Source organism: Roseovarius sp. MBR-78 (genome assembly GCF_040547535.1).
Taxonomy (GTDB): domain Bacteria; phylum Pseudomonadota; class Alphaproteobacteria; order Rhodobacterales; family Rhodobacteraceae; genus Roseovarius.
Genome location: NZ_JBEPPX010000015.1, coordinates 1 through 20,021, shown reverse-complemented (window position 1 = coordinate 20,021; position 20,021 = coordinate 1). Strand labels below are relative to the sequence as shown.

Genomic DNA, 20,021 nt, shown 5'->3' with positions numbered 1-20,021 from the left:
AGCGCATCGCGACGGCTGTCCCGCGGCGGCACAAACCGCTCAGGCCTCGGCCTTTTTCTGCCATTTGCCGGTCTCTTCCGACCAGTATTGCGCCGCGCAGCCCGCCCCGGTGAGCGCCTTCCACTGGGCGCGCGCGCGCGCCAGCGCGACCTCGTCACTGCCATCAAAAAGGATGCAGGCGCGTTCCAGCGCCTGCACTTCCTCGGGCGTCACCTCGGCCCCGTCCACCGCCATCACGCAAGCGGCCCCGTTGGGGCTGGCGGTGTCGGTGGTCAGCAGCACCGGCTGATCGGCGTCATGCGGCCCGCCCGCGCGGCCATGCGGCAAAAAGCCATCCTCCGGCCCCAGCCAGAGTTGCGCATCGAGCCGGTCCATCCGCGCCGCGTCCACCCCGCGCACCGCCACCCGCCAGCCCGCCGCCAGGGCCTTGTCGAGCAGTTGCGGCAACGTCACCTCGAGCGGGCGGCGCGTCAGGTGATAGAAATAGGCCGCCCCCATCACCCCCCCTCGAACATGTCGCGCACAAGCCGGTCGAGCGTCATCACGCCCCAGCCGCTCGCGCCCTCGGGGGCATAGGCGCTCTCGGCCTTGACGCTGGCGACACCGGCAATGTCGAGATGCACCCAGGCCGTGCCCTCCGCGATGAAGCGGTGCAGGAATTCCGCCGCCGTGATCGTGCCTGCGGGCCGCCCGCCCACGTTCTTGACATCGGCAATGCGGCTCTTGAGCGCTTTGGCATAGCCCGCGCCCAAAGGCAGCCGCCACAGCCCCTCGCCCTCGGCGCGGGCGGCGCGCAGCACCGCGTCGCAAAGCGCGTCATCATTGGACAGTGCCGCCGCGTTCTCGTGGCCAAGCGCGATGATCGCCGCGCCGGTGAGGGTGGCAAGGTCGATCACCGCGCGGGGGTGATAGGTCTCTTGCGCATACCAGAGCACATCCGCCAGCACGAGCCGCCCCTCGGCATCGGTATTGATGACCTCGATCGTGTCGCCCTTCATCGCGGTGACCACGTCGCCGGGGCGCGTGGCGCGGTCCGAGACCATGTTTTCCACCAGCCCGACAAGCCCCACAACGTTGGCGCGTGCCTTGCGCGTCGCCAGCGCGCGCATCACGCCGGTGACAACGCCCGCGCCGCCCATGTCCATGGTCATGTCTTCCATGCCCGCCGCGGGCTTCATGGAAATGCCGCCAGTGTCGAACACCACGCCCTTGCCAACCAGCGCGAGCGGGGCCTCATCGCCGCCGCCCTGCCATTCCATCACCGCCAGATGCGAGGGGCTGGCGCTGCCCTGGCCCACGCAGAGCAGCGCGCCCATGCCAAGCCGCACCATCTCTGCCTCATCCAGCACGGTGATCTTGAGGCCGAGCGCGGCCATCGCCTCGATCTCGGCGACAAAGGCGGTGGTGGTCAGGTGGTTGGCGGGCGCATTCACCAGGTCGCGGGTGACGAATACGCCCTCGGCCACCGCGCGCAGCGGGGCAAAGGCGGCCTCGGCGGCGTCGGGGTCTTTCACCATGACCGTGGTCGCGCCGGGATCGGTCTTGTCGCCGGTGCGGTGCGCGGCAAAATCATAGGCGCGCAGCACCGCGCCCAGCGCCACCTCGGCAGGTCGCCGCAGCGCGCCCCCGAGGATCGTGAGCGCCTTGCCCCCCTTGGCGCGGCCAAGCGCCACACCCGCGCGGCGGCACGCATCCACGCCCGCGTTGCGCGGCAGGATCACCACGTCGAGCGCCTCTGCCGCCATGCCCGAGGGCCAGCCGAGCGAGATCACATCCCCCGGCTCCTTGCCGTCGAGCGCGCCGCCCTCGATCAGCCGCGCCAGCGCGCCACGGGTGAGCCGGTTGACCCGCCGGCCGCCGGGATCGAGCGTGCCCTCCGGGGTGACGATCACGGCCACGCGGCCCGGTGCCTCGGCGATGGTATCGAGATCGGGGGCGGCAAAACGGACGGCGGCGGTCTGGGTCATATCGTCAGGCTCCTTGGCAATGTGCCCCAGACCTAGCGCGGCCCGTCACCGATGGCCAGTTAGCAGTTTTCCCCCGTAATCAATTCGGCTAGGTTGCCCGGTAATACTGCTGCCGCGGGGGGGAAATGTGACCAGATTCGACAGATACATGCTGTCGCAATTGTTGGTGCTGTTCGGTTTCTTTGCGCTTGTGCTGGTGTCGGTCTTCTGGATCAACAAGGCCGTGCGCATGTTCGACAAGCTGATCGGCGATGGCCAGCCGGCATGGGTTTTCTTCGAGTTTACCGCGCTCACGCTGCCTGCGGTGATTGGCCTGTTGCTGCCGATCGCGGCCTTTGCCGCCGCCGTCTACGTGGTGCACCGGCTGTCATCGGATAGCGAGTTGACGGTGGTGCAGGCCACCGGCCTTTCGCCGTGGCGTCTGATCTGGCCAGTAGCAGTGTTCGGGCTGATGGTGGCGGTGATGATGTCGATTCTCGCGCATCTGCTGATTCCCAACAGCCTCAGCCAGTTGCGCCAGCGCGAGGACGAGGTGTCGCGCAATGTCACCGCGCAGCTTCTGACGGCGGGGGCATTCCTGCACCCGGCACCGGGCATCACCTTTTACATCCGCGAGATCACGCCGGAGGGCGAGTTGCGCGACGTGTTCCTGTCGGACCGGCGCGAAAAGGATCGCGCGGTCACCTATACCTCCTCGCGCGCCTACCTGGTGACGGATACGGGCGGCACGCGGCTGGTGATGGTGGCAGGGCTGGCGCAAAGGTTCAGCCCAACCGGCCAGCGGCTCTTTACCACGCATTTCAAGGATTTTTCCCACGATATCAGCAGCCTCATCAGCCGTGAGGCGATCAATCTGGACAAGGTGGCCTTTGCCGGGACGCCTGAGATGCTGCGCGATCCGCAGGCGGTCGCGCGGCGCACCGGCGTGGCACCGGGGGCGGTGATGGCAGAGCTTCACGGGCGCTTCACGGCGGCGCTGATGGGGGCCGTGGCCGCGCTCGTGGGCTTTGCCACCCTGCTTGCCGGTGCGTTCAGCCGCTTTGGCACATGGCGGCAGGTTCTGGTGGCCTTCGCGCTTCTGATCGTGCTCAAGGTGATCGAAAGCGCCGTGCTCGGGCCGGTGCTGGTCAATGCGTCGCTCTGGCCGCTGCTTTATGCCCCGCCGCTTGTCGGGGTGGGGCTGTCGGTGGGGCTGTTGTGGCTTGCGCAGAATCCGGGGCTGCGGCGGCGGCTGGCGGGCGGGTTCTTTGCGTGGCGACGACCGGCGGCGGAGACCGGCGCATGATCCTGCACGCCTATCTCGCGCGGCGCTTCGCGCTCACCTTCGCCGGGGTGGCCGGGGCGCTGGGCGTGGTGCTGGCGCTGATCGAGTTGATGAAAAAGCTCGAGGACTTCCCCGACCGGCCCTTCGGCGATGTGCTGGGCCTTGTGGCGCTCAAGCTGCCCTGGGCCAATTACGAGATCCTGCCGCTGGTGGTGGTGCTTGCCTCGGTGGCGCTGTTCTTGCGGCTGTCACGGTCCTCCGAACTGGTGGTGCTGCGCGCCTCGGGGCGCTCGGCGCTGCGCGGCTTGATGGCGCCGGTCATGGTGACGCTGGTGCTGGGGGTGCTGGTGGTGGCGGTGGGCAACCCGATCGTGGCCGCCACTTCCAAGCGCGATCACAACCTGTCCAACGCCTATCGCGGGATCGCGAGCGCGGCGCTTGCCGTCGCCGCCGAGGGGCTGTGGCTGCGGCAGGGGGATGCGACCGGGCAGACGGTGATCTTTGCCGAGAGCGCGAGCGCCGACCTGGGCGTGCTCTTTGCCCCGAGCTTTCTTGAATTCGACCCCGATGGCACGCCGGTGCGCCGCATCCACGCCGCTACGGCGCGGCTGGGGGCGGCGGCGTGGCATCTGTCGGACGTGAAGATATGGACCCTCGATCAGGGCGGCAATCCCGAGGCCGGGGCGCAGCGCATGCCCGCGCTTGACCTGCCCTCGGACCTGACGCAGGACCGTATCCTCGACAGCTTCGGGCGGCCGCGATACATCCCCGTCTGGGACCTTCCCGATTTTATCGCGCAGCTTGAGGCGTCGGGGTTCTCGGCGCGGCGCTACGCGGTCTGGTTCCAGAGCGAGCTGGCACGCCCGGTTTTCCTTGTGGCGCTGGTGCTGATGTCGGCGGCGTTCACCATCGGCCATGTGCGCGGGGCCAATGTCGGGCTTCGGGTGCTTGGCGCGGTGATCGTGGGCTTTGGCCTGCATTACCTGCGCAATTTCGCGCAGATCCTGGGTGAGAACGGGCAGATCCCCGTGTCCCTCGCCGCCTGGGTGCCGCCGGTTGCGGCGCTCTTGCTGGCGGTCGGGCTCATCCTGCACCTGGAGGACGGCTGATGCGGGCGTTTCGGCTTATCCTAGCGCTTCTGGGCGCGCTGAGTGCGGTTGCGGGGCCTGCGGGCGCGCAAGAGCTGCCGCCCGATCCGGCGATGCTGGTGGCCGATGATCTTGTGCTTGGCACCGATGACAGGCTCATCGCGCGCGGCAATGTCGAGGCGTTCTTTGAGGGGCGCAGGCTCACCGCGCGCGAGATCGTCTATGACCGCGCCAGCGACCAGCTGGAGATCACCGGGCCGCTCACGCTCACCGAGGAGGGCGGCACGGTGGTGCTGGTTGCCGATAGCGCAACGCTTGATCGTGACCTCGTCAACGGCATCCTGCGCGGCGCGCGGATCGTGATGCAGGATCATATTCAGCTTGCCGCCGCCCAGATGCGGCGCAGCGATGCGCGCGTCAACGAGCTTTACAAGGCCTCTGTCACCTCCTGCCGGGTCTGCGAGACCGGGCGCCCGCCGCTGTGGCAGATCCGCGCCAAACGGATGATCCACGACCAGCAAAAGCAGCGCCTCTACTTCTACGGCGCGCAGTTGCGGGTGCTCGATACGCCGGTGCTGTATCTGCCCCGGCTCCAGATGCCCGATGGCACGGTGGATCGCGCCACCGGTTTTCTCACGCCGTCGCTGATCAATTCGAGCCTTCTCGGCACCGGTATGCGCGTGCCCTACTTCATTACCTTCGGTGACAGCCGCGACCTGACCATCGCGCCGCTCTGGGCGACCGATGCGCGCCGGATCGAGCTACGCTACCGGCAGGTGTTCCGTCGGGGCGAGATCGAGATCGAGACCGCGCTGGCAGAGGATGATTTCAGCTCGCGCGGGACGCGCGGCTATCTCTTTGCCACCGGGCGATTCGACCTGCCGCGCGATTTCACCCTGAAATTCGGCGTCGAGTTGACGAGTGATGACACGTTCCTGCTCGATCACGGGTTTTCGGACAAGGACCGCCTGCAAAGCGGCGTCGAACTGGAGCGCGCGCGGCGTGACGAGTATATCCGCCTCGCGCTCGATCATTTCCAGTCGCTGCGCGTGAACGAGAAGAATTCGACGATGCCAAGCGTCATCGCCAATGGCGATTATGAGCGGCGGCTGTTTCCGGCGCGGCTCGGGGGCGAACTGCGCCTGTCCGCGCAGGCGCACAGCCACCTGCGCACATCCGACCTGCGCTTGGACGGTGCCGATTTCGACCGCTTCGCCGATGGCCATGACGTGACCCGCCTCACGACCGAGGCCAATTGGGTGCGGCAATGGTTGCTGGGCGCGGGGGTGCTGGGCACGATCCAGGCGGGGCTTGCGATGGATCATTTCGAGATCGACGAGATCGGCGCGACAGGGAATTCGCAGGCGACCGAGATCACGCCAAGCGCCGCCATCCGCCTGCGCTGGCCGCTGATGAAGGTGACGCGGGGCGGCGCGGCCCATGTCATCGAGCCGGTGGCGCAGCTTGCCTGGTCGGGCGGCTCCGATCCAGACGTGCCGTTCGAGCAAAGCAGCGCCGTAGAATTCGACGAGGGCAACCTGTTCAACATCTCACGGTTTCCCGCCGCCGATCGCCGCGAGCGCGGGCTGAGCAGCGCGGTTGGGCTGAGCTATGCGCGGATCACACCGGCGGGGTGGCAGGGGCGGCTGGCGCTGGGGCATGTGATCCGCGAGGATCGCCTGCGCGAACCACCGGACGGCGCGCCGACCTTCAGCGAGTCTTCGGGCCTGAGCGAGCGCCATTCCGATCTGCTCATGGCTATGCAACTCCGCGACGATACCGGGCTTGTGGTCACCGCGCGCGGCCTGTTCGATGACGAATTCGACGCGACCAAGGCCGAGGCGCGCGTCAGTTGGCAAAACGCGCGCACCGATCTGGGGGCCACCTATACCTGGCTGCCCGAGGACCTGGCCGAAAGCCGCCCGTTCACGGTGTCGGAATGGTCCTTTGATGGCCGCTACCGGTTCGCCGATCACTGGAGCGCCAGCGGCGAATGGCGCTATGATGCCTCCACCGATCGCAGTATCCGCGCGCGGGCGGGGCTGACCTATACCAACGAATGCGTGGACATCACGCTTTCGGTGTCGCGCCGGTTCACCTCCACGACGGTCCTTGAACCCGAGACCAACATCGGTTTTACGGTGGGGCTGCGGGGCTTTTCCTCTGCCTCGCTGGACAAGAGTTTCACCCGCACATGCAGGAAGTGATGACAATGACCCCGAGCCTTCGCCCCACACCGTCCGTTCTGGCCGCGCTGTGTCTTGCCGTGCTGATCGCTGCGGGGCTGTCATCGGGGCCGCTCAGGGCGCAAAACCTGTTCGAGCCGGTGATTTTCGTCAATGACAGTGCCGTGACGCGCTACGAGATCCAGCAGCGCGCACGGATGCTGACGCTGTTTCGCGCGCCGGGCGACCCGGCAAAGCTTGCCCGCGAGCAACTGATCGAGGAGCGCCTCAAGCTCGAGGCGGCCAAGGGCATGGGGGTCACCATCGCCGAGGATGCGGTGCTTGAGGGCATGGATGAATTTGCAACCCGCGCCGGGATGGATCGTGCGCAGATGATCACGGCGCTCGAGCAATCGGGCGTGTCCGAGCAGTCGTTCAAGGAATTCGTGCGCGCCGGGATCACCTGGCGCGAGGTGACGCGGGCGCGCTTTGCCGGGCGCGTCTCGGTCAGCGAAGAAGAGCTTGAGCGGGCCACGCTGGCGCTGTCGGGCGGTTCGGCGGTGCGCGTGCTGCTGTCAGAGATCATCCTGCCGGTGACCACCGTGGAGGATGCCGAGGCCAAGCAAGAGCTTGCCGCGCGAATCCGCACCGCCAGTAGCGAAAGCGCCTTTGCCGCCCTCGCGCGCGAGCATTCCGCGGCCCCGACGGCGGGGCGCGGCGGGCGACTGGACTGGCAATCGCTATCGGACCTGCCGCCGGCGCTGCGGCAGGTGGCGCTTGGCCTCGCGCCCGGCGAGGTGTCGGAGCCGCTGCCCATCGAGGGTGGGCTGGCGCTCATCTACCTGCGCGATATCCAGGAAGGGGAAGTGCAGGCGCCGCAATATTCCGCCATCGAATACGCCGCCTATTACATCGCCGGCGGGCGCAGCGAACAGGCGCTGGCGCGCGCAGCCGAGGTGCGCGCCGAGGTCGATACCTGCGACGATCTCTTCGGCGTGGCCCAGGACCAGCCCCCCGAGGTGCTTGAGCGCGGCAGCAAGGCCCCCGAGGATATTCCCGCCGACATCGCCGCCGAGCTTGCGCGTCTCGATCCCGGCGAGGTCTCGACGCGCCTCACCCGCGCCAATGGCCAGACGCTGGTGTTCCTCATGCTGTGCGGGCGCACGCCCAGGCTTGACGACGCGCAGCCCTCGATCGAGGATCTCACGGGCTTCATCCGCAACCAGCGCATCCAGTCGCTCGCCGATGGCTATCTCCAGCAGCTCAAGGCCGAGGCACGGATCGTGGAACGGTGATCGCGCTCACCTGCGGAGAGCCGGCCGGCATCGGCCCCGAAATCGCCCTCGCCGCCTGGGAGCGCCTGCGCGGGCGGGTGCCGTTCTTTCTCATCGGCGATCCCGCGCATGTGCCCGAGGGCGCGCCGGTGGCGGTGATCGACACGCCCCAAGAGGCCGCGCGCGTCGCGGCCACCGCGCTGCCGGTGCTCGCCCATCCCTTTGCCGGGCCACGCATCCCCGGCCAGCCGCAACCGGCGCAGGCGCGCGGCGTGATCGAGGTGATCGCGCGCGCGGTGGATCTGGTGCAGGCGGGCGCGGCCAGCGCGCTCTGCACCGCGCCGATTCACAAACAGGCGTTGCAGGAGGGGGCGGGCTTCGGCTTTCCCGGCCATACCGAGTATCTGGCGCATCTGGCGGGGGGGGCACGCGTGGCGATGATGCTGGCGGGGCCAAACCTGCGGGTGGTGCCCGCGACCATCCACATTCCCCTGTCCGAGGTGCCGCGCGCGCTGACGCCTGCGCGGATCGAGGAGGCGATCCGCCTCACCCATGCCGCGCTGATCCGCGATTTTGCCATCCCCGCGCCGCGCCTCGCGGTGGCCGGGCTCAACCCGCACGCAGGCGAGGGCGGGCGCATGGGCCGCGAAGAGATCGAGGTGATCGCCCCCGTGCTTGAGCGGCTGCGCGCCGAGGGAATGGCCCTTTCCGGCCCGCTTTCGGCGGATACGATGTTTCACGCCGCGGCGCGCGCCCGCTATGACGCGGCGATCGCCATGTATCACGATCAGGCCCTCATTCCGATCAAGACGCTGGATTTCGACCGGGGCGTGAATGTCACGCTGGGCCTGCCCTTCGTGCGCACCTCGCCCGATCACGGCACCGCGTTCGATATCGCGGGGCAAGGCGTGGCCGATCCCACCTCGCTCATCTGCGCGCTGGAAATGGCGGAGCGGCTGGCGCGGGCGCGAGGGGCCGCATGACCGCGCTCGACGCGCTGCCGCCGCTCTCGCGCGTGATCGCGGCGCATGGGCTTTCGGCGCGCAAGTCGCTGGGTCAGAATTTCCTGCTCGATCTCAACCTCACCTCCAAGATCGCGCGGGCGGCGGGCGATCTGTCGCAATGCGACGTGCTGGAGGTGGGGCCGGGGCCGGGGGGCCTCACGCGCGGCCTTCTGATGGCGGGGGCGCGCCATGTGCTCGCGGTCGAGAAAGACCCGCGCTGCCTGCCCGCACTCGCGCAGATCGTCGAGGCCGCGCCGGGCCGCCTCACGGTGATCGAGGGCGACGCGCTCGCCATCGACCCGCTGGCGCATCTTGTGCCGCCGATCCGCGTGGTGGCGAACCTGCCCTATAATATCGGCACCGAATTGCTGGTGCGCTGGCTGACGCCAGAGGCATGGCCGCCGGTCTGGGAGACGCTCACGCTGATGTTTCAGCGCGAGGTCGCCGAGCGGATCATCGCCGCTCCCGGCTCCAAGGCCTATGGCAGGCTGGCGCTCCTGGCGCAGTGGCGCTGCGACGCGCGCATCGTGATGCACCTGCCGCCCGAGGCGTTCACGCCGCCGCCCAAGGTATCGAGCGCGGTGGTGCATCTCACCGCCTTGCCCGCGCCGCGCTTTGCAGCCGATGCGCGGGTTCTGGAGCGCCTCGTGGCGCGCGCCTTCAACCAGCGGCGCAAGATGCTGCGCGCCGCGCTCAAGGGGGCGGCCCCCGATATCGAGGACCGTCTCATCGCCGCCGGGATCGCCCCCACGGATCGCGCCGAGACGGTCGATCTGGAACGGTTCTGCGCGCTGGCGCGGCTGATGCCGGGGGCGGGCGGATAGGTTCGGGGAGGTGTCGGCCTCTGGAGCGTGGCGCGTGAATACGAATGAACGCGCCCTGCTAAAGCCCCAGCTTGTCGCGCATGAACGCCAGCGCCACCGATAGCCCGTCGGGGGCGATGCCGTGGCCGGTGCCCTTCATGACATGGGCATAGACATCGCGCCAGCCCGCGCCCTGCAAGGCCTCCGCCGCCTGCGGCAGCGATTGCACCGGCACCACGTCATCGGCATCGCCATGCACCAACAGGACCGGCGGGCGGCTCAGGGTCTCGTCTTCGAGCAGGTCGGGGCGCAGCAGGCGGCCCGAAAAGGCCACCACCCCCGCCACCGCGTCCTCGCGGCGCGGGGCCACGTGCAGCGCCATCATCGAGCCTTGGGAAAAGCCGAACAGCACCACCTGTTCGGGCAGCAAATCCTCGTCCACCATCAGCGCGTCGAGGAACGCATCGAGATCGGCGGTAGCGGCCATCAGGCCGCGCTCGGCCTCTTCCTCGCTCGACCCATCGATCCACGGGATAGGGAACCATTGCAGACCAAAGGGCATGCCCGGAATGCTTTCCGGCGCGTCGGGGGCCACAAAAAGCGTGTCGGGCAGATGCTCGGCCAGCGGATCGGCGAGGCCCAGAAGATCGGCCCCATTCGCGCCATAGCCGTGCAGAAACACCACCGCAGAGCGCGCCTGCCCCGATTGCGGTGCCTTGCGCCCCGCCTGCAACACCCGTGTCATGCGATCCCTTCCCTGTCCTTGGCCACGTGGTAGTAGGCCCACAATATCCGCGCCGCAACCGCGCGCCACGGGGCCCAATCCTCGGCCATTGCCCGCAACGCCGCCGGTTTGGGCCGCTCCGGCAGGCCATAAAGCAGCCGCGCCGATTCCTGCAATGCCAGATCGCCGGGGGCGAAGACATCGGCGCGCCCAAGGCTGAACATGGCGTAAATTTCGGCAGTCCAGACGCCGATTCCGGGCACCTCGGTGAGGGTGGCCACCACCTCCTCGGTCGGGGCCATGCGCAGGGCGGCGTAATCGAGATCGGCCCCGGCCAGCGCACGCACGTAACGCGCCTTCTGGCGGCTGAGACCGGCGGCGCGCAAATCCTCCTCGCTGGTGGCGGCGATGATGCGCGGCCCGCTGAAGCCCGCCGCGTCGAGCCGGGCCGAGATCGCGCGCGCGGCGGCGACGCTCACCTGCTGGCTGACGATCGCGCCCATCAGCGCCGCGAACCCGTCCTCGCGCCGCCTGAGCGGCACCGTGCCCACCAGATCGCAAGCGTGGGCCATGCGCGGGCAGGCCCGCGCCAGATGCGCCGCGCCCTCGTCGATATCGGCCTCTGTCGCGATGATACGTTCGGTCATGGGGCAAGCATAGATCGCGCGATGGCGCTTGGCCATGCCGCGCTGGCCAAAGCGCGCGCGCCCTGCCATATCTGCCGGCAAACCCAGCACGGAGACGCCCATGACCCGCCTCATCACCGCCCTTTCCGAGATCGCCCCCCGCTATGACGCGCTGTTCGTCGATCTGTGGGGCTGCGTCCATGACGGGGTGCGCGCCCTGCCCGCGGCCTGCGCCGCGCTGGTGGCCTATCGCGAGACGGGCGGCGCGGTGGTGCTGGTCACCAACTCGCCCCGCCCGCGCCACGATGTGGAGCGGCAATTGCGCGCCTTCGGCGTGCCGGATGCGGCCTGGGACACCATCGCCACCTCCGGCGACAGCGCCCGCGCAGCGATGTTTCGGGGCGCTGTGGGCGAGCGGGTGTATTTCATCGGGCAGCCGCAGGAAGAGCTGTTTTTCGAGCCGCTGAAGGTGATCGAGAACCCCATCGCGGTCACCCCCGTGCCCCTTGACGAGGCCGAGGGCATCGTCTGCACCGGCCCGTTCGACCCGCTGGCCGCCCCCGAGGTGATGCGCCCGCAATTCCTTTATGCCAAGCAGAAGGGGCTGAAACTCCTATGCGCCAACCCCGATATCGTGGTGGATCGCGGCGAGGTGCGCGAATGGTGCGCGGGCGCGCTGGCGCGGCTTTACACGGACATGGGGGGAGAGAGCCTTTATTTCGGCAAGCCCCACCCGCCGATCTATGACCTTGCCCATCGCCGCCTCGCCGAGATCGGGCATGACGTGGACAATGCCCGCATCCTTGCCATCGGCGACGGCGCGCAGACCGATATTCTCGGCGCGATGGGCGAGGATATCGACTCGCTGTTCATCACCGGCGGGTTGGCGGCGGGTGACACCAAAACGACGCACCAACCCGACGAGGCGGCGCTCGACGCCTATCTGCAAAGGGAAAACGTCTCTCCGGCCTTTGCCATCGGATTCTTGCGGTGATCGGTTAGGGGTTGATTTTTCTGCGCGCGCAAAGTAATAAAATTCCAAACCGAGGCCATTATTCGCCTCATAATTACGCAGAGAGCGAATCGGAGGGGCGAATGTTGGATAATATGCCGCGCGGCACGATCTGCATCGAAGATATCGAAATGGGCATGGTGCGCCATCTGAGAAAGGTCGTCACCGACCGCGATATCGAGATGTTCGCCGAGGTCTCGACCGATCGCAACCCTGTGCATCTCGACGATGATTACGCGCAGGATACCATTTTCGAGGGGCGCATCGCCCACGGGATGCTCACCGCCGGGCTGATTTCGGCGGTGATCGGCGAGCAACTGCCGGGCCACGGCACCGTCTATATGGGGCAGACGCTGAAATTCCTCGCCCCCGTGCGCCCCGGCGACATGGTTCACGCCGAGGTCGAGGTGGTGGGGATCGAGCACGGCAAGCGCCGGGTGCAGCTCGATTGCCGGTGTCTGGTAAATGGCAAGAAGGTGCTGATCGGTGAGGCCACGGTGCTGGCCCCCTCGCGCAAGTTCGACTGAGCCAGCCGCCTCAGGCCGGAAACCGCATCCGCGCCACGCCCGCCAGCAACGCCTCTGCCCCGCGCGCGCAATCGTAGCCCGCCACGACATGCGCGCGCCCGACCGCCGACAGGCGCAGGCAGAGCGCCGGATCGCCCGCCAGCCGCCGCAGCGCGGCGGCAAGGCGCGCGGGGTCTTTCGGCGGCACTAGAAGCCCGGTCTCGCCATCGGTGATGAGTTCCTCTACGCCACCCGCCGCCGTGCCGACCACCGGCACCCCTGCGGCCATCGCCTCCATATAGGCCACGCCCAGCGGCTCGTGCCAGCTTGCCAGCACGAAGACATCCGCCGCCATCAGCCGGTGTCGCACCTCGTCGCCATCGACCGCGCCCAAGAGCCGCGCGTGTTCCCCAAGCCCCAGCGCCGCGATCCGCGCCTCAAGCTCGGCGCGGTAGCCCGAGCCGCCCGCGTCATCCTCGCCGGCGATATCTAGCTCCGCGTCGATGCCCGCATCGCGCAACAGCCGTAGCGCCGCAAGCAGGTCCTGATGCCCCTTCACCACGTTGAGCCGCGCGCAGGAGAAAAGCCGCACCGGCCTGCCTCTCTCGGGCGCGCGATAGGGCATGTCGCGGGCGAAGGCGGCGGTATCCACACCCATCGGCTGCACCACCACGTCCTGGGGCATATCCGCCCCCAGCGCCGCGCGCGCCTCGCCCAGAAGGCGGCGGGTGATGATCGTGGCAAAACCGGCGTGCCGCCATTTGAACCGCTGGCCGGGGCCGTAATCGCCAAGCGGGCCGTGCAGCGTCAGGCTGTAGGACGGCCCCCCCATGCGCCGCGCCAGCGCACAGATGAGCGCCGCGCGCCCGCAGCTATGGGCATGGACATGGCCGATCCCGCGCGCCCGGCACCGCCTTATCAATGCCCGCGCAGCGGGCAGGCAAATCGCCACATCCCTGAGAAAGTCACGCCCCGCTTTCTCGGCCAAGATCTCGCGCCACGGCGCACGCGCCATGCCCGACAGCCCCGCCACCGGTGCCGCCCGTCCCAGATAGGTGGTGCGCGCCATCGCGGCGTCGGACCAATCATGCGCCACCAGCCCCGGCGGCGGCACCCGCGTGCTCAGCAGGTGCAACACCGCGCCGCGCCGCTCCAACGCCGCGATCTCGCGCCAGAAAAAAATATGCGTCTGTCCCGGAAACTGCGGCACCAGATAGCCGAGGGCCGCAGGGTTGCGGGCGGATACAGGCGTGGTCTCGGTCATTTTCGGTTCCGCTCGGGGCCTTTTACGGGCTATGGCATAGCATGTGCGCACGCGCCGGGACAGACCCCGCGCATCCCAGAAACGAAAGCCCCGCCCGTGACCAAGACCCCCCGGCTCAGCGTCATCATTCCCGCCCATGACGAGGCAGGCCGCATCGGGCCGTGCCTGGGCGCGCTCTTTGCCGGTGATCCGGTGCCGGGCGGGGCCGAGGTGATCGTGGTGGCCAATGGCTGCCGCGATGCCACCGTGGCCGAGGCCCGCGCCGCGCAGGGCGACGCATGCGATTGGCACCTGAGCGTGCTCGATCTGCCCAGGCCCGGCAAGACCGGCGCGCTCGCCGCCGGAGAGGCGCAGGCGCGCGGCGCGATCCTCGCTTATCTCGACGCCGATGTGGTGGTCTCGCCGCCGCTTTGCGCCGCGCTCGCCACCGCGCTCGACCGTCCCGACCCGGCCTATGCCAGCGGTCGCGTCACCATTCCCGACCCGGCCAGCCGCATCAGCCGCCTTTACGCGCGGTTCTACCGCGAGGTACCGTTCTTTCACCACGGGGTGCCCGGTTGTGGCCTCTTTGCCATGACGCGCGCGGGTCGCGCGCGCTGGGGCGACTGGCCCGAGATCATCTCTGACGATACGTTCGCGCGGCTGATGTTCACGCCCCCCGAGCGCCACGCCCTGCCCGCCCGCTATCGCTGGCCGGTGGTCGAGGGCTGGGCGGCGCTGGTGCGGGTGCGCAGGCGGCAGGATGCGGGCGTGGCCGAGATCGCCCGCCTCTACCCCGCCCTGATGGCCAATGACGATCCCCGCCCCGGTGCGCGCGCGCGCCTGCTACGCACGGCGCTGCGCGCGCCGGTGGCGGCGGCGGTCTATGCTTCGGTGCGCCTCATCGCCCGCCTGCGCCCCGCCCGTGGCTGGGCGCGGGGGCGGTAGGGCATGGCACGCACACCGCCGCCCTGCCCTGCGCGGGCCGCGATGGCGATTGCGCCCTTGCCCCCGCCGCGCGCGCCGCGCATCCTTGCGCCATGACCAGCCTTCCCACATGGGGCGTGGTGGCCACGATCAAGGCCCCGGCCCGCGACATCCTCGATTTCGCCGCCCATCACCTCGATCTGGGCGCGCATCGGGTGCATGTCTATCTCGACGCGCCCAACGCGGAGGCGGAGCAGGCGCTGCGCGATCATCCCAAGTGCCGGGTGATCCTGTGCGACGAGGGTTACTGGCGCAGGCGGCGCAGGCGCGCGGGGCGCCCCGAGATGCATCAGCCGCGCCAGAGCCTCAACGCCAGCCATTGCCTGCAACGCCGCCCGCAGGTGGATTGGCTCGCCCATATCGACGTGGATGAATTTCTCTGGCCCGAGGCCCCCCTGCCCGCGCAGCTTGCCGCCCTGCCCGACGACGCACTCAGCGCGCGGGTGCGCCCCATAGAGGCGCTCGCCCCCGATCCCGACGATCCGCCCCCCGAGGGGGTGGCGTGGTTCAAGTCCTGCGCCCGGCTGCGGGGGCAACGACGCGTGGAAACCGAGGCGATCTATCCCAGGTATGGTGCGCATCTCAACGGCGGCTTTCTCAGCCATGTCGCGGGCAAGGTCTTCGTGCGCACCGGCGTGCCGGGGGTGCATATGCGCATCCACAACGCTTTTCGCGGGCGCGAAATGGATGCAAACCCGTCCGAGATGCCCGCCACCCGGCTGTGCCATCTGCACGCCACCGACTGGGCGCATTGGCGCGCCACCTATGCCTATCGGCTTGCGCAAGGATCGTATCGCGAGGGGCTCAAACCCGCCGCCCCCGGTGGCGCGGGGCTTAACATGCACGCGCTCTTTCAGATGCTGGAGGCAGAGGGCGGCGAGGCCGCGCTGCGCGCGTTTTATGACGAGGTCTGTGTGGCCACGCCAGACCTGCGCGCGCGCCTCAAGGGCTACGGCCACCTCCACGCCATCGCCCTCGATCTTGACGCGAAGCGCGCGCGCCACTTCCCCAAAGCCGCTGAGCGGTCGAGTTGACCGGCCATTGGACATGATGTAAGGCAGGCGCAGCGGGCGGCCCGGCAAGGGCCGGTGGTGCAATGGTTGCACGCGCCCCGATGACAGATGTGCGGGCCAAGACCAGTGTCCGCAAAAAGCGGATACACATGATCACATTCAGCGAACTCAACCTCAATCCCAAGGTTCTCAAGGCCGTTCAAGAGGCCGGATACGAAACCCCCACCCCGATTCAGGCCGATGCCATCCCCTCTGCCCTCGAAGGGCGCGACGTTCTGGGAATCGCCCAGACCGGCACCGGCAAGACCGCCGGTTTTACCCTGCCGATGCTGTCGCTGCTGGCACGCGGGCGCGCGCGCGCGCGGATGCCGCGCAGCCTTGTGCTCTGCCCGACGCGCGAATTGGCGGCGCAGGTCGCCGAAAGCTTCGATACCTATTCCAAATATCTCAAGCTGACCAAGGCGCTGCTGATCGGCGGCGTGAGCTTCAAGGAACAGGACAAGCTCATCGACAAGGGCGTTGACGTGCTGATCGCCACGCCGGGCCGCCTGCTCGATCATTTCGAGCGCGGCAAGCTCTTGCTTACCGGCGTGCAGATCATGGTGGTGGACGAGGCCGACCGGATGCTCGACATGGGCTTTATCCCCGATATCGAGCGGATTTTCAGCCTGACACCCTTTACCCGGCAGACGCTCTTTTTCTCGGCTACGATGGCCCCCGAGATCGAGCGCATCACCAACACCTTCCTGCAATCGCCGGTGCGCGTCGAGGTGGCCCGGCAGGCCACCGCAAGCGAGACCATCGACCAGCATGTGGTGATGATAAAGCCGTCGCGCCGCGAGCGCGCCGATACCGAGAAACGCGACACGCTGCGCGCGATCCTCGACGCCGAGGGCGAGGCCTGCACCAACGCGATCATCTTCTGCAACCGCAAGATCGACGTGGACGTGGTCGCCAAATCGCTCGGGAAATACGGCTATGACGCCGCGCCTATCCACGGTGATCTCGAGCAGAGCCAGCGCACGCGCACGCTTGACGGGTTCCGCGCCGGGGAATTGCGCTTTCTCGTGGCCTCCGACGTGGCCGCGCGCGGGCTCGATGTGCCTGCGGTCAGCCATGTGATCAACTACGACGTTCCGGGCCACCCCGAGGATTACGTGCACCGCATCGGGCGCACCGGCCGCGCGGGCCGCGCAGGCAAGGCGATCACGATCTGCAACCCGCGCGACGAAAAGGCGCTGGCCGCCGTCGAGGCGCTGATCCAGAGACCGATCCCCCGGCTCGCCGATCCCACCGCCCCGCGCCCCGCGCAGGACGAGCTTGACGCGGCGCAGGCCGATGACCGTGACACCGCGAAACCCGAACGCAGCGGCAGCACCGGGCGCAGCCGTGGCATCAGCCGGAGCCGTGGCGGCAGCCGCCGCAAGACCGAGGCCGCGCCCGACACCGCCCCCGCGCCAGAGGCGAGCGTAACCGAGGCCACACCAGCCCCGACCGCAGGGACCAGCCCTGCCGAAGAGCACACCCCCGCGCCCCGGCAGGACACGCCCCCCGCCGAGCACAAGGAGCGCCGCACGCGCAGCGGTGACAGGGGCGGGGATTCCGGCGCGCGGGTTGTCGGGATGGGCGATCACCTGCCCGGCTTCATCGCGCTCAGCCTTGACGAGCGGCGCACCGGCTGAACAGGACCGGCTGAGCGATCCGTGGCGGGCGCTACCGCGCGATCACGATATCGGCGCAAAGCCCACCCAGCCGGGCGCTCTCGCCCAGGCGCAGGGTGCCGCCGTGGGCGCGCGCCACATCCACCACGATCGACAGACCCAGGCCCACGCCGGTGCCCCGGTTCTGGTTGCGCGCGGGCTCCAGCCGGGCGAAGGGGCGCAACGCCTCCTCGCGGCTCTCGGGCGGGATGCCCGGCCCGTCATCCTCGATGCGGATGCGCAAGCCGCGCTCTGACAGCGTGACCGACACCTCGGCCCGGCTGCCATAGCGCACCGCGTTCAGCACGAGGTTCTCGACCGCGCGCCGAATCCCGTCGGGGCGCAACAGCACCTCGCCCGCCCCCTCTGCCGCGATCAGCGTCACAGGCACCTGTGCGCGCTGCATGTCGTCCACCACACGGGCCACCAGCGCCAGCGGATCGACCGGCTCGGCCTCGCCCTCCTGCGCGCCGCGCGCGAAATCCAGAAACCCGTCGAGCAGGCGCTGCATGTCATCGACATCGCGCAGCATCGGCGCGGCCTCGTCCTCGTCGAGCATGGCCAGCCCCAGCCGCAGCCGCGTCAGCGGCGTGCGCAGGTCGTGGCTCACCCCCGACAGCATCAGCGTGCGCTGCTCGATCTGCCGCTCGATCCGCTCGCGCATGTCGATAAAGGCCCGCCCCGCCGCGCGCACCTCGGCCGCGCCCTTGGCGCGGTAGGGCACATGCCGCCCGCGCCCGAACGCCTCGGCCGCCTCCGCCAGCCGGGTGATCGGGCGCAACTGCGCGCGCAGGTAGAAAAACGAGATCAGCGTCATGAGCCCGCCCGTCACCATCAGGTTGACAAACAGCAGATGCGGGCGGTTCGCCGAGACATGCCGACGATTGACAGCCATCTCGACAAAGCCGGACTGCGCGGGAAAGTAGAACCGCGCGGTGCGGTCATCCCCCAGAACCACGCGCACGAGGTCGGGGAAATAGGCGCGCATTTCCCGAATGATGACGATGCCCGAGAAATCATACCAGCGCCGCTCGTCATACGCGGGCAGCGCCTCTGCCGGCACCGGCGTCATCGTGATGCCAAGCGCCTCGGCCAGAGCGGCATCATCGGTGTCGCGCAACACGCGGATCTCGCGCGCCACGGTATCGACCATCTGCTCGGTCACGCCTTCGAAATGGCGCTGCACGAAGACCACCGACACCACCAGCAACAGCGTCACCACCGGCAAAAGCAGGCCCAGCACGGTGCGGCCGAACAGGCCGCGCGGCAGATGGGGTTTGAGCCAGCGATACAACATGGTTAAACCTAAGCCTGACCGCGACCGGAAGAAAGAGCGAGACCGCAATGATCGAGCCCAGCCCAGCAGATACCCGCCCATCTGTGGGTGCCGCGCGTGATCTTGGCGGTGATATCCGCGCGATCCTCGCCCCAAACCCCTCGCCGATGACCCATTGGGGCACCAATACCTATCTTCTGGGCCAGCGCCGCCTTGCGGTGATTGATCCGGGGCCGGATGACCCCGCGCATCTCGCGGCGATTCTCGGCGCACTCGGGCCGGGGCAGAGCATCAGCCATATCCTCGTCACCCATGCCCATCTCGACCATTCGCCGCTGGTCGCGCGGCTTGGGGCCGAGACCGGCGCGCCGGTGCTGGCCTATGGCGATGCGCGCGCGGGCCGCAGCGCGGTGATGACCCGGCTGGCCGAGGCGGGCGGGATCGGCGGCGGCGAGGGGGTCGATGCGGGCTTTGCCCCCGATGTGCCGCTCGCGGATGGCGAGACCGTAACGGGCGACGGCTGGCAGATCACCGCGCACTGGACGCCGGGGCATTTCGGCAACCACATGTGCTTTCAGTCGGGTGAGACCATGTTCAGCGGCGACCTGGTGATGGGCTGGGCCAGCACGTTGATTTCGCCGCCCGACGGCGATCTGACACAGTTCCGCGCCTCCTGCGCGCGCCTTGCCGGGGCCGCGCCCGCGCGCCTTCTGCCCGGTCACGGGGCCCCGGTCACGGACCCGGCGGCGCGCATCGGCTGGCTGCTCGCGCATCGCGACGCGCGCGAGGCCGCGATCCTTGCAGCCCTCGCCGATGGGCCCGCCTGCGCGCGCAGGCTCGCCGCGCGCATCTACACCGACACCCCCGCCGCCCTGCTGCCCGCCGCCACCCGCAACACCCTCGCCCATCTGCTTGACCTGATGCAGAAGTCGAGGGTTACGGCCTTCGCCCCCCTCACCGCTGAGACCCGCTTCGCCCTGCCCTCCGCTGCGCGCGAAAGACAGTGAGATTTTGTCACGAACCCTCTGGACCTCCCCGAAGCGCATTGCTATACGGCCCACGTGTTCCGGCGTAGCTCAGCGGTAGAGCAGTTGACTGTTAATCAATTGGTCGTAGGTTCGATCCCTACCGCCGGAGCCAAGATAAGCTCTCTAGGTCAGTGGCTTAGAGTGTTTTTCTTTTCTCGAAACTTTTCGAGTAAGGCTGAAACGTAAGGTTTGCGTAAGGCTCCGAGCGCCATTTGAGCCCGACACTCGCTGCCCGCGCAACGAGATGAGCTATGCCCGAAAGTTGGTGACTGCGTGATCAGGCGGCAGTTTGAAGTTGCTTGATCCCGTCCTTGAAGGCAATCCCTTGGATGATCTCGGGT

General features: G+C 68.6%; 18 protein-coding genes and 1 tRNA gene. 13 read left to right on the top strand and 6 right to left on the bottom strand.

Annotated features, from left to right (window positions below; genetic code table 11):
* Positions 1 to 39: 39 nt before the first annotated feature.
* Together ABIE58_RS12910 and ABIE58_RS12905 are read right to left on the bottom strand one after the other, a co-directional pair.
* Positions 40 to 498: a DNA polymerase III subunit chi gene (locus tag ABIE58_RS12910; protein WP_354545133.1), complete on the bottom strand. Its 459-nt coding sequence runs from the start codon at positions 496 to 498 to the stop codon at positions 40 to 42.
* Positions 498 to 1,967 carry a leucyl aminopeptidase gene (locus ABIE58_RS12905; RefSeq protein ID WP_354545132.1) on the bottom strand — a complete coding sequence of 490 codons (1,470 nt, stop codon included), beginning with the start codon at positions 1,965 to 1,967 and terminating at the stop codon, positions 498 to 500. The genes ABIE58_RS12910 and ABIE58_RS12905 overlap by 1 nt, the downstream gene beginning before the upstream one ends.
* Before the next feature lie 148 nt (positions 1,968 to 2,115).
* Between ABIE58_RS12905 and lptF the strand changes: the two genes are divergently transcribed.
* The 6 genes from lptF to rsmA are packed head-to-tail and all read left to right on the top strand — an operon-like array spanning position 2,116 to position 9,586.
* On the top strand, positions 2,116 to 3,252 hold the full coding sequence (gene lptF, locus ABIE58_RS12900; protein ID WP_354545192.1) for an LPS export ABC transporter permease LptF: 1,137 nt from the start codon (positions 2,116 to 2,118) through the stop codon (positions 3,250 to 3,252).
* A complete protein-coding gene (gene lptG, locus ABIE58_RS12895) occupies positions 3,249 to 4,340 on the top strand; it encodes an LPS export ABC transporter permease LptG (RefSeq protein ID WP_354545131.1) in 1,092 nt (363 codons plus the stop codon). The genes lptF and lptG overlap by 4 nt, the downstream gene beginning before the upstream one ends.
* Complete coding sequence (locus tag ABIE58_RS12890) at positions 4,340 to 6,526, top strand: LPS-assembly protein LptD (RefSeq protein ID WP_354545130.1); 2,187 nt, start codon at positions 4,340 to 4,342, stop codon at positions 6,524 to 6,526. Before lptG ends, ABIE58_RS12890 begins: the two co-directional genes overlap by 1 nt.
* Positions 6,527 to 6,531: 5 nt before the next feature.
* Positions 6,532 to 7,779 (top strand): peptidylprolyl isomerase, encoded by a 1,248-nt coding sequence (locus tag ABIE58_RS12885; protein WP_354545129.1) that lies wholly within the window; start codon positions 6,532 to 6,534, stop codon positions 7,777 to 7,779.
* Complete coding sequence (gene pdxA / locus ABIE58_RS12880) at positions 7,776 to 8,741, top strand: 4-hydroxythreonine-4-phosphate dehydrogenase PdxA (protein WP_354545128.1); 966 nt, start codon at positions 7,776 to 7,778, stop codon at positions 8,739 to 8,741. The genes ABIE58_RS12885 and pdxA overlap by 4 nt, the downstream gene beginning before the upstream one ends.
* On the top strand, positions 8,738 to 9,586 hold the full coding sequence (gene rsmA / locus ABIE58_RS12875; protein WP_354545127.1) for a 16S rRNA (adenine(1518)-N(6)/adenine(1519)-N(6))-dimethyltransferase RsmA: 849 nt from the start codon (positions 8,738 to 8,740) through the stop codon (positions 9,584 to 9,586). Before pdxA ends, rsmA begins: the two co-directional genes overlap by 4 nt.
* A gap of 58 nt (positions 9,587 to 9,644) precedes the next feature.
* Here the strand turns inward: rsmA and ABIE58_RS12870 are convergent, their stop codons facing one another.
* Together ABIE58_RS12870 and ABIE58_RS12865 are read right to left on the bottom strand one after the other, a co-directional pair.
* Entirely contained in the window at positions 9,645 to 10,310 is a 666-nt protein-coding gene (locus ABIE58_RS12870) for an alpha/beta hydrolase (RefSeq protein WP_354545126.1), read from the bottom strand.
* Complete coding sequence (locus ABIE58_RS12865; protein ID WP_354545191.1) at positions 10,307 to 10,936, bottom strand: DNA-3-methyladenine glycosylase family protein; 630 nt, start codon at positions 10,934 to 10,936, stop codon at positions 10,307 to 10,309. Before ABIE58_RS12865 ends, ABIE58_RS12870 begins: the two co-directional genes overlap by 4 nt.
* A 100-nt stretch (positions 10,937 to 11,036) precedes the next feature.
* Here ABIE58_RS12865 and ABIE58_RS12860 point away from each other — a divergent pair, with 100 nt between their 5' ends.
* Both ABIE58_RS12860 and ABIE58_RS12855 read left to right on the top strand, forming a co-directional pair.
* Positions 11,037 to 11,909 carry an HAD family hydrolase gene (locus tag ABIE58_RS12860; RefSeq protein WP_354545125.1) on the top strand — a complete coding sequence of 291 codons (873 nt, stop codon included), beginning with the start codon at positions 11,037 to 11,039 and terminating at the stop codon, positions 11,907 to 11,909.
* Between the two features lie 101 nt (positions 11,910 to 12,010).
* Positions 12,011 to 12,454, top strand: a complete 444-nt coding sequence (locus tag ABIE58_RS12855; protein WP_354545124.1) for a MaoC family dehydratase — start codon at positions 12,011 to 12,013, stop codon at positions 12,452 to 12,454.
* Between the two features lie 10 nt (positions 12,455 to 12,464).
* Here ABIE58_RS12855 and epsE read toward each other — a convergent pair whose 3' ends face one another.
* Positions 12,465 to 13,697 carry an exopolysaccharide biosynthesis GT4 family glycosyltransferase EpsE gene (gene epsE, locus ABIE58_RS12850; RefSeq protein WP_354545123.1) on the bottom strand — a complete coding sequence of 411 codons (1,233 nt, stop codon included), beginning with the start codon at positions 13,695 to 13,697 and terminating at the stop codon, positions 12,465 to 12,467.
* A 96-nt stretch (positions 13,698 to 13,793) separates the two neighbouring features.
* Here epsE and ABIE58_RS12845 point away from each other — a divergent pair, with 96 nt between their 5' ends.
* From ABIE58_RS12845 to ABIE58_RS12835, 3 genes are all read left to right on the top strand, one after another.
* The gene (locus ABIE58_RS12845; RefSeq protein ID WP_354545122.1) at positions 13,794 to 14,624 is read left to right on the top strand and encodes a glycosyltransferase family 2 protein; all 831 of its coding nucleotides are present in this window, start codon (positions 13,794 to 13,796) and stop codon (positions 14,622 to 14,624) included.
* A 92-nt stretch (positions 14,625 to 14,716) separates the two neighbouring features.
* Positions 14,717 to 15,697 (top strand): glycosyltransferase family 2 protein, encoded by a 981-nt coding sequence (locus tag ABIE58_RS12840; protein WP_354545121.1) that lies wholly within the window; start codon positions 14,717 to 14,719, stop codon positions 15,695 to 15,697.
* Positions 15,698 to 15,825: 128 nt separating this feature from the next.
* Positions 15,826 to 17,358 carry a DEAD/DEAH box helicase gene (locus ABIE58_RS12835; protein ID WP_354545120.1) on the top strand — a complete coding sequence of 511 codons (1,533 nt, stop codon included), beginning with the start codon at positions 15,826 to 15,828 and terminating at the stop codon, positions 17,356 to 17,358.
* A gap of 31 nt (positions 17,359 to 17,389) precedes the next feature.
* Here ABIE58_RS12835 and ABIE58_RS12830 read toward each other — a convergent pair whose 3' ends face one another.
* Positions 17,390 to 18,673, bottom strand: coding sequence for an ATP-binding protein (locus ABIE58_RS12830; RefSeq protein ID WP_354545119.1), 1,284 nt, complete (start codon positions 18,671 to 18,673; stop codon positions 17,390 to 17,392).
* Between the two features lie 47 nt (positions 18,674 to 18,720).
* Between ABIE58_RS12830 and ABIE58_RS12825 the strand changes: the two genes are divergently transcribed.
* Complete coding sequence (locus ABIE58_RS12825) at positions 18,721 to 19,659, top strand: MBL fold metallo-hydrolase (RefSeq protein WP_354545118.1); 939 nt, start codon at positions 18,721 to 18,723, stop codon at positions 19,657 to 19,659.
* A 58-nt stretch (positions 19,660 to 19,717) separates the two neighbouring features.
* Positions 19,718 to 19,792, top strand: a tRNA-Asn gene (locus ABIE58_RS12820).
* Positions 19,793 to 20,021 lie beyond the last annotated feature (229 nt).

Coding starts and splice junctions, on each gene's coding strand:
- ABIE58_RS12910 (WP_354545133.1), bottom strand. CDS start 498: ATGGGGGCGGCCTATTTCTATCACCTGACGCGCCGCCCGCTCGAGGTG.
- ABIE58_RS12905 (WP_354545132.1), bottom strand. CDS start 1,967: ATGACCCAGACCGCCGCCGTCCGTTTTGCCGCCCCCGATCTCGATACC.
- lptF (WP_354545192.1), top strand. CDS start 2,116: ATGCTGTCGCAATTGTTGGTGCTGTTCGGTTTCTTTGCGCTTGTGCTG.
- lptG (WP_354545131.1), top strand. CDS start 3,249: ATGATCCTGCACGCCTATCTCGCGCGGCGCTTCGCGCTCACCTTCGCC.
- ABIE58_RS12890 (WP_354545130.1), top strand. CDS start 4,340: ATGCGGGCGTTTCGGCTTATCCTAGCGCTTCTGGGCGCGCTGAGTGCG.
- ABIE58_RS12885 (WP_354545129.1), top strand. CDS start 6,532: ATGACCCCGAGCCTTCGCCCCACACCGTCCGTTCTGGCCGCGCTGTGT.
- rsmA (WP_354545127.1), top strand. CDS start 8,738: ATGACCGCGCTCGACGCGCTGCCGCCGCTCTCGCGCGTGATCGCGGCG.
- ABIE58_RS12870 (WP_354545126.1), bottom strand. CDS start 10,310: ATGACACGGGTGTTGCAGGCGGGGCGCAAGGCACCGCAATCGGGGCAG.
- ABIE58_RS12865 (WP_354545191.1), bottom strand. CDS start 10,936: ATGACCGAACGTATCATCGCGACAGAGGCCGATATCGACGAGGGCGCG.
- ABIE58_RS12860 (WP_354545125.1), top strand. CDS start 11,037: ATGACCCGCCTCATCACCGCCCTTTCCGAGATCGCCCCCCGCTATGAC.
- ABIE58_RS12855 (WP_354545124.1), top strand. CDS start 12,011: ATGTTGGATAATATGCCGCGCGGCACGATCTGCATCGAAGATATCGAA.
- epsE (WP_354545123.1), bottom strand. CDS start 13,697: ATGACCGAGACCACGCCTGTATCCGCCCGCAACCCTGCGGCCCTCGGC.
- ABIE58_RS12840 (WP_354545121.1), top strand. CDS start 14,717: ATGACCAGCCTTCCCACATGGGGCGTGGTGGCCACGATCAAGGCCCCG.
- ABIE58_RS12835 (WP_354545120.1), top strand. CDS start 15,826: ATGATCACATTCAGCGAACTCAACCTCAATCCCAAGGTTCTCAAGGCC.
- ABIE58_RS12830 (WP_354545119.1), bottom strand. CDS start 18,673: ATGTTGTATCGCTGGCTCAAACCCCATCTGCCGCGCGGCCTGTTCGGC.
- ABIE58_RS12825 (WP_354545118.1), top strand. CDS start 18,721: ATGATCGAGCCCAGCCCAGCAGATACCCGCCCATCTGTGGGTGCCGCG.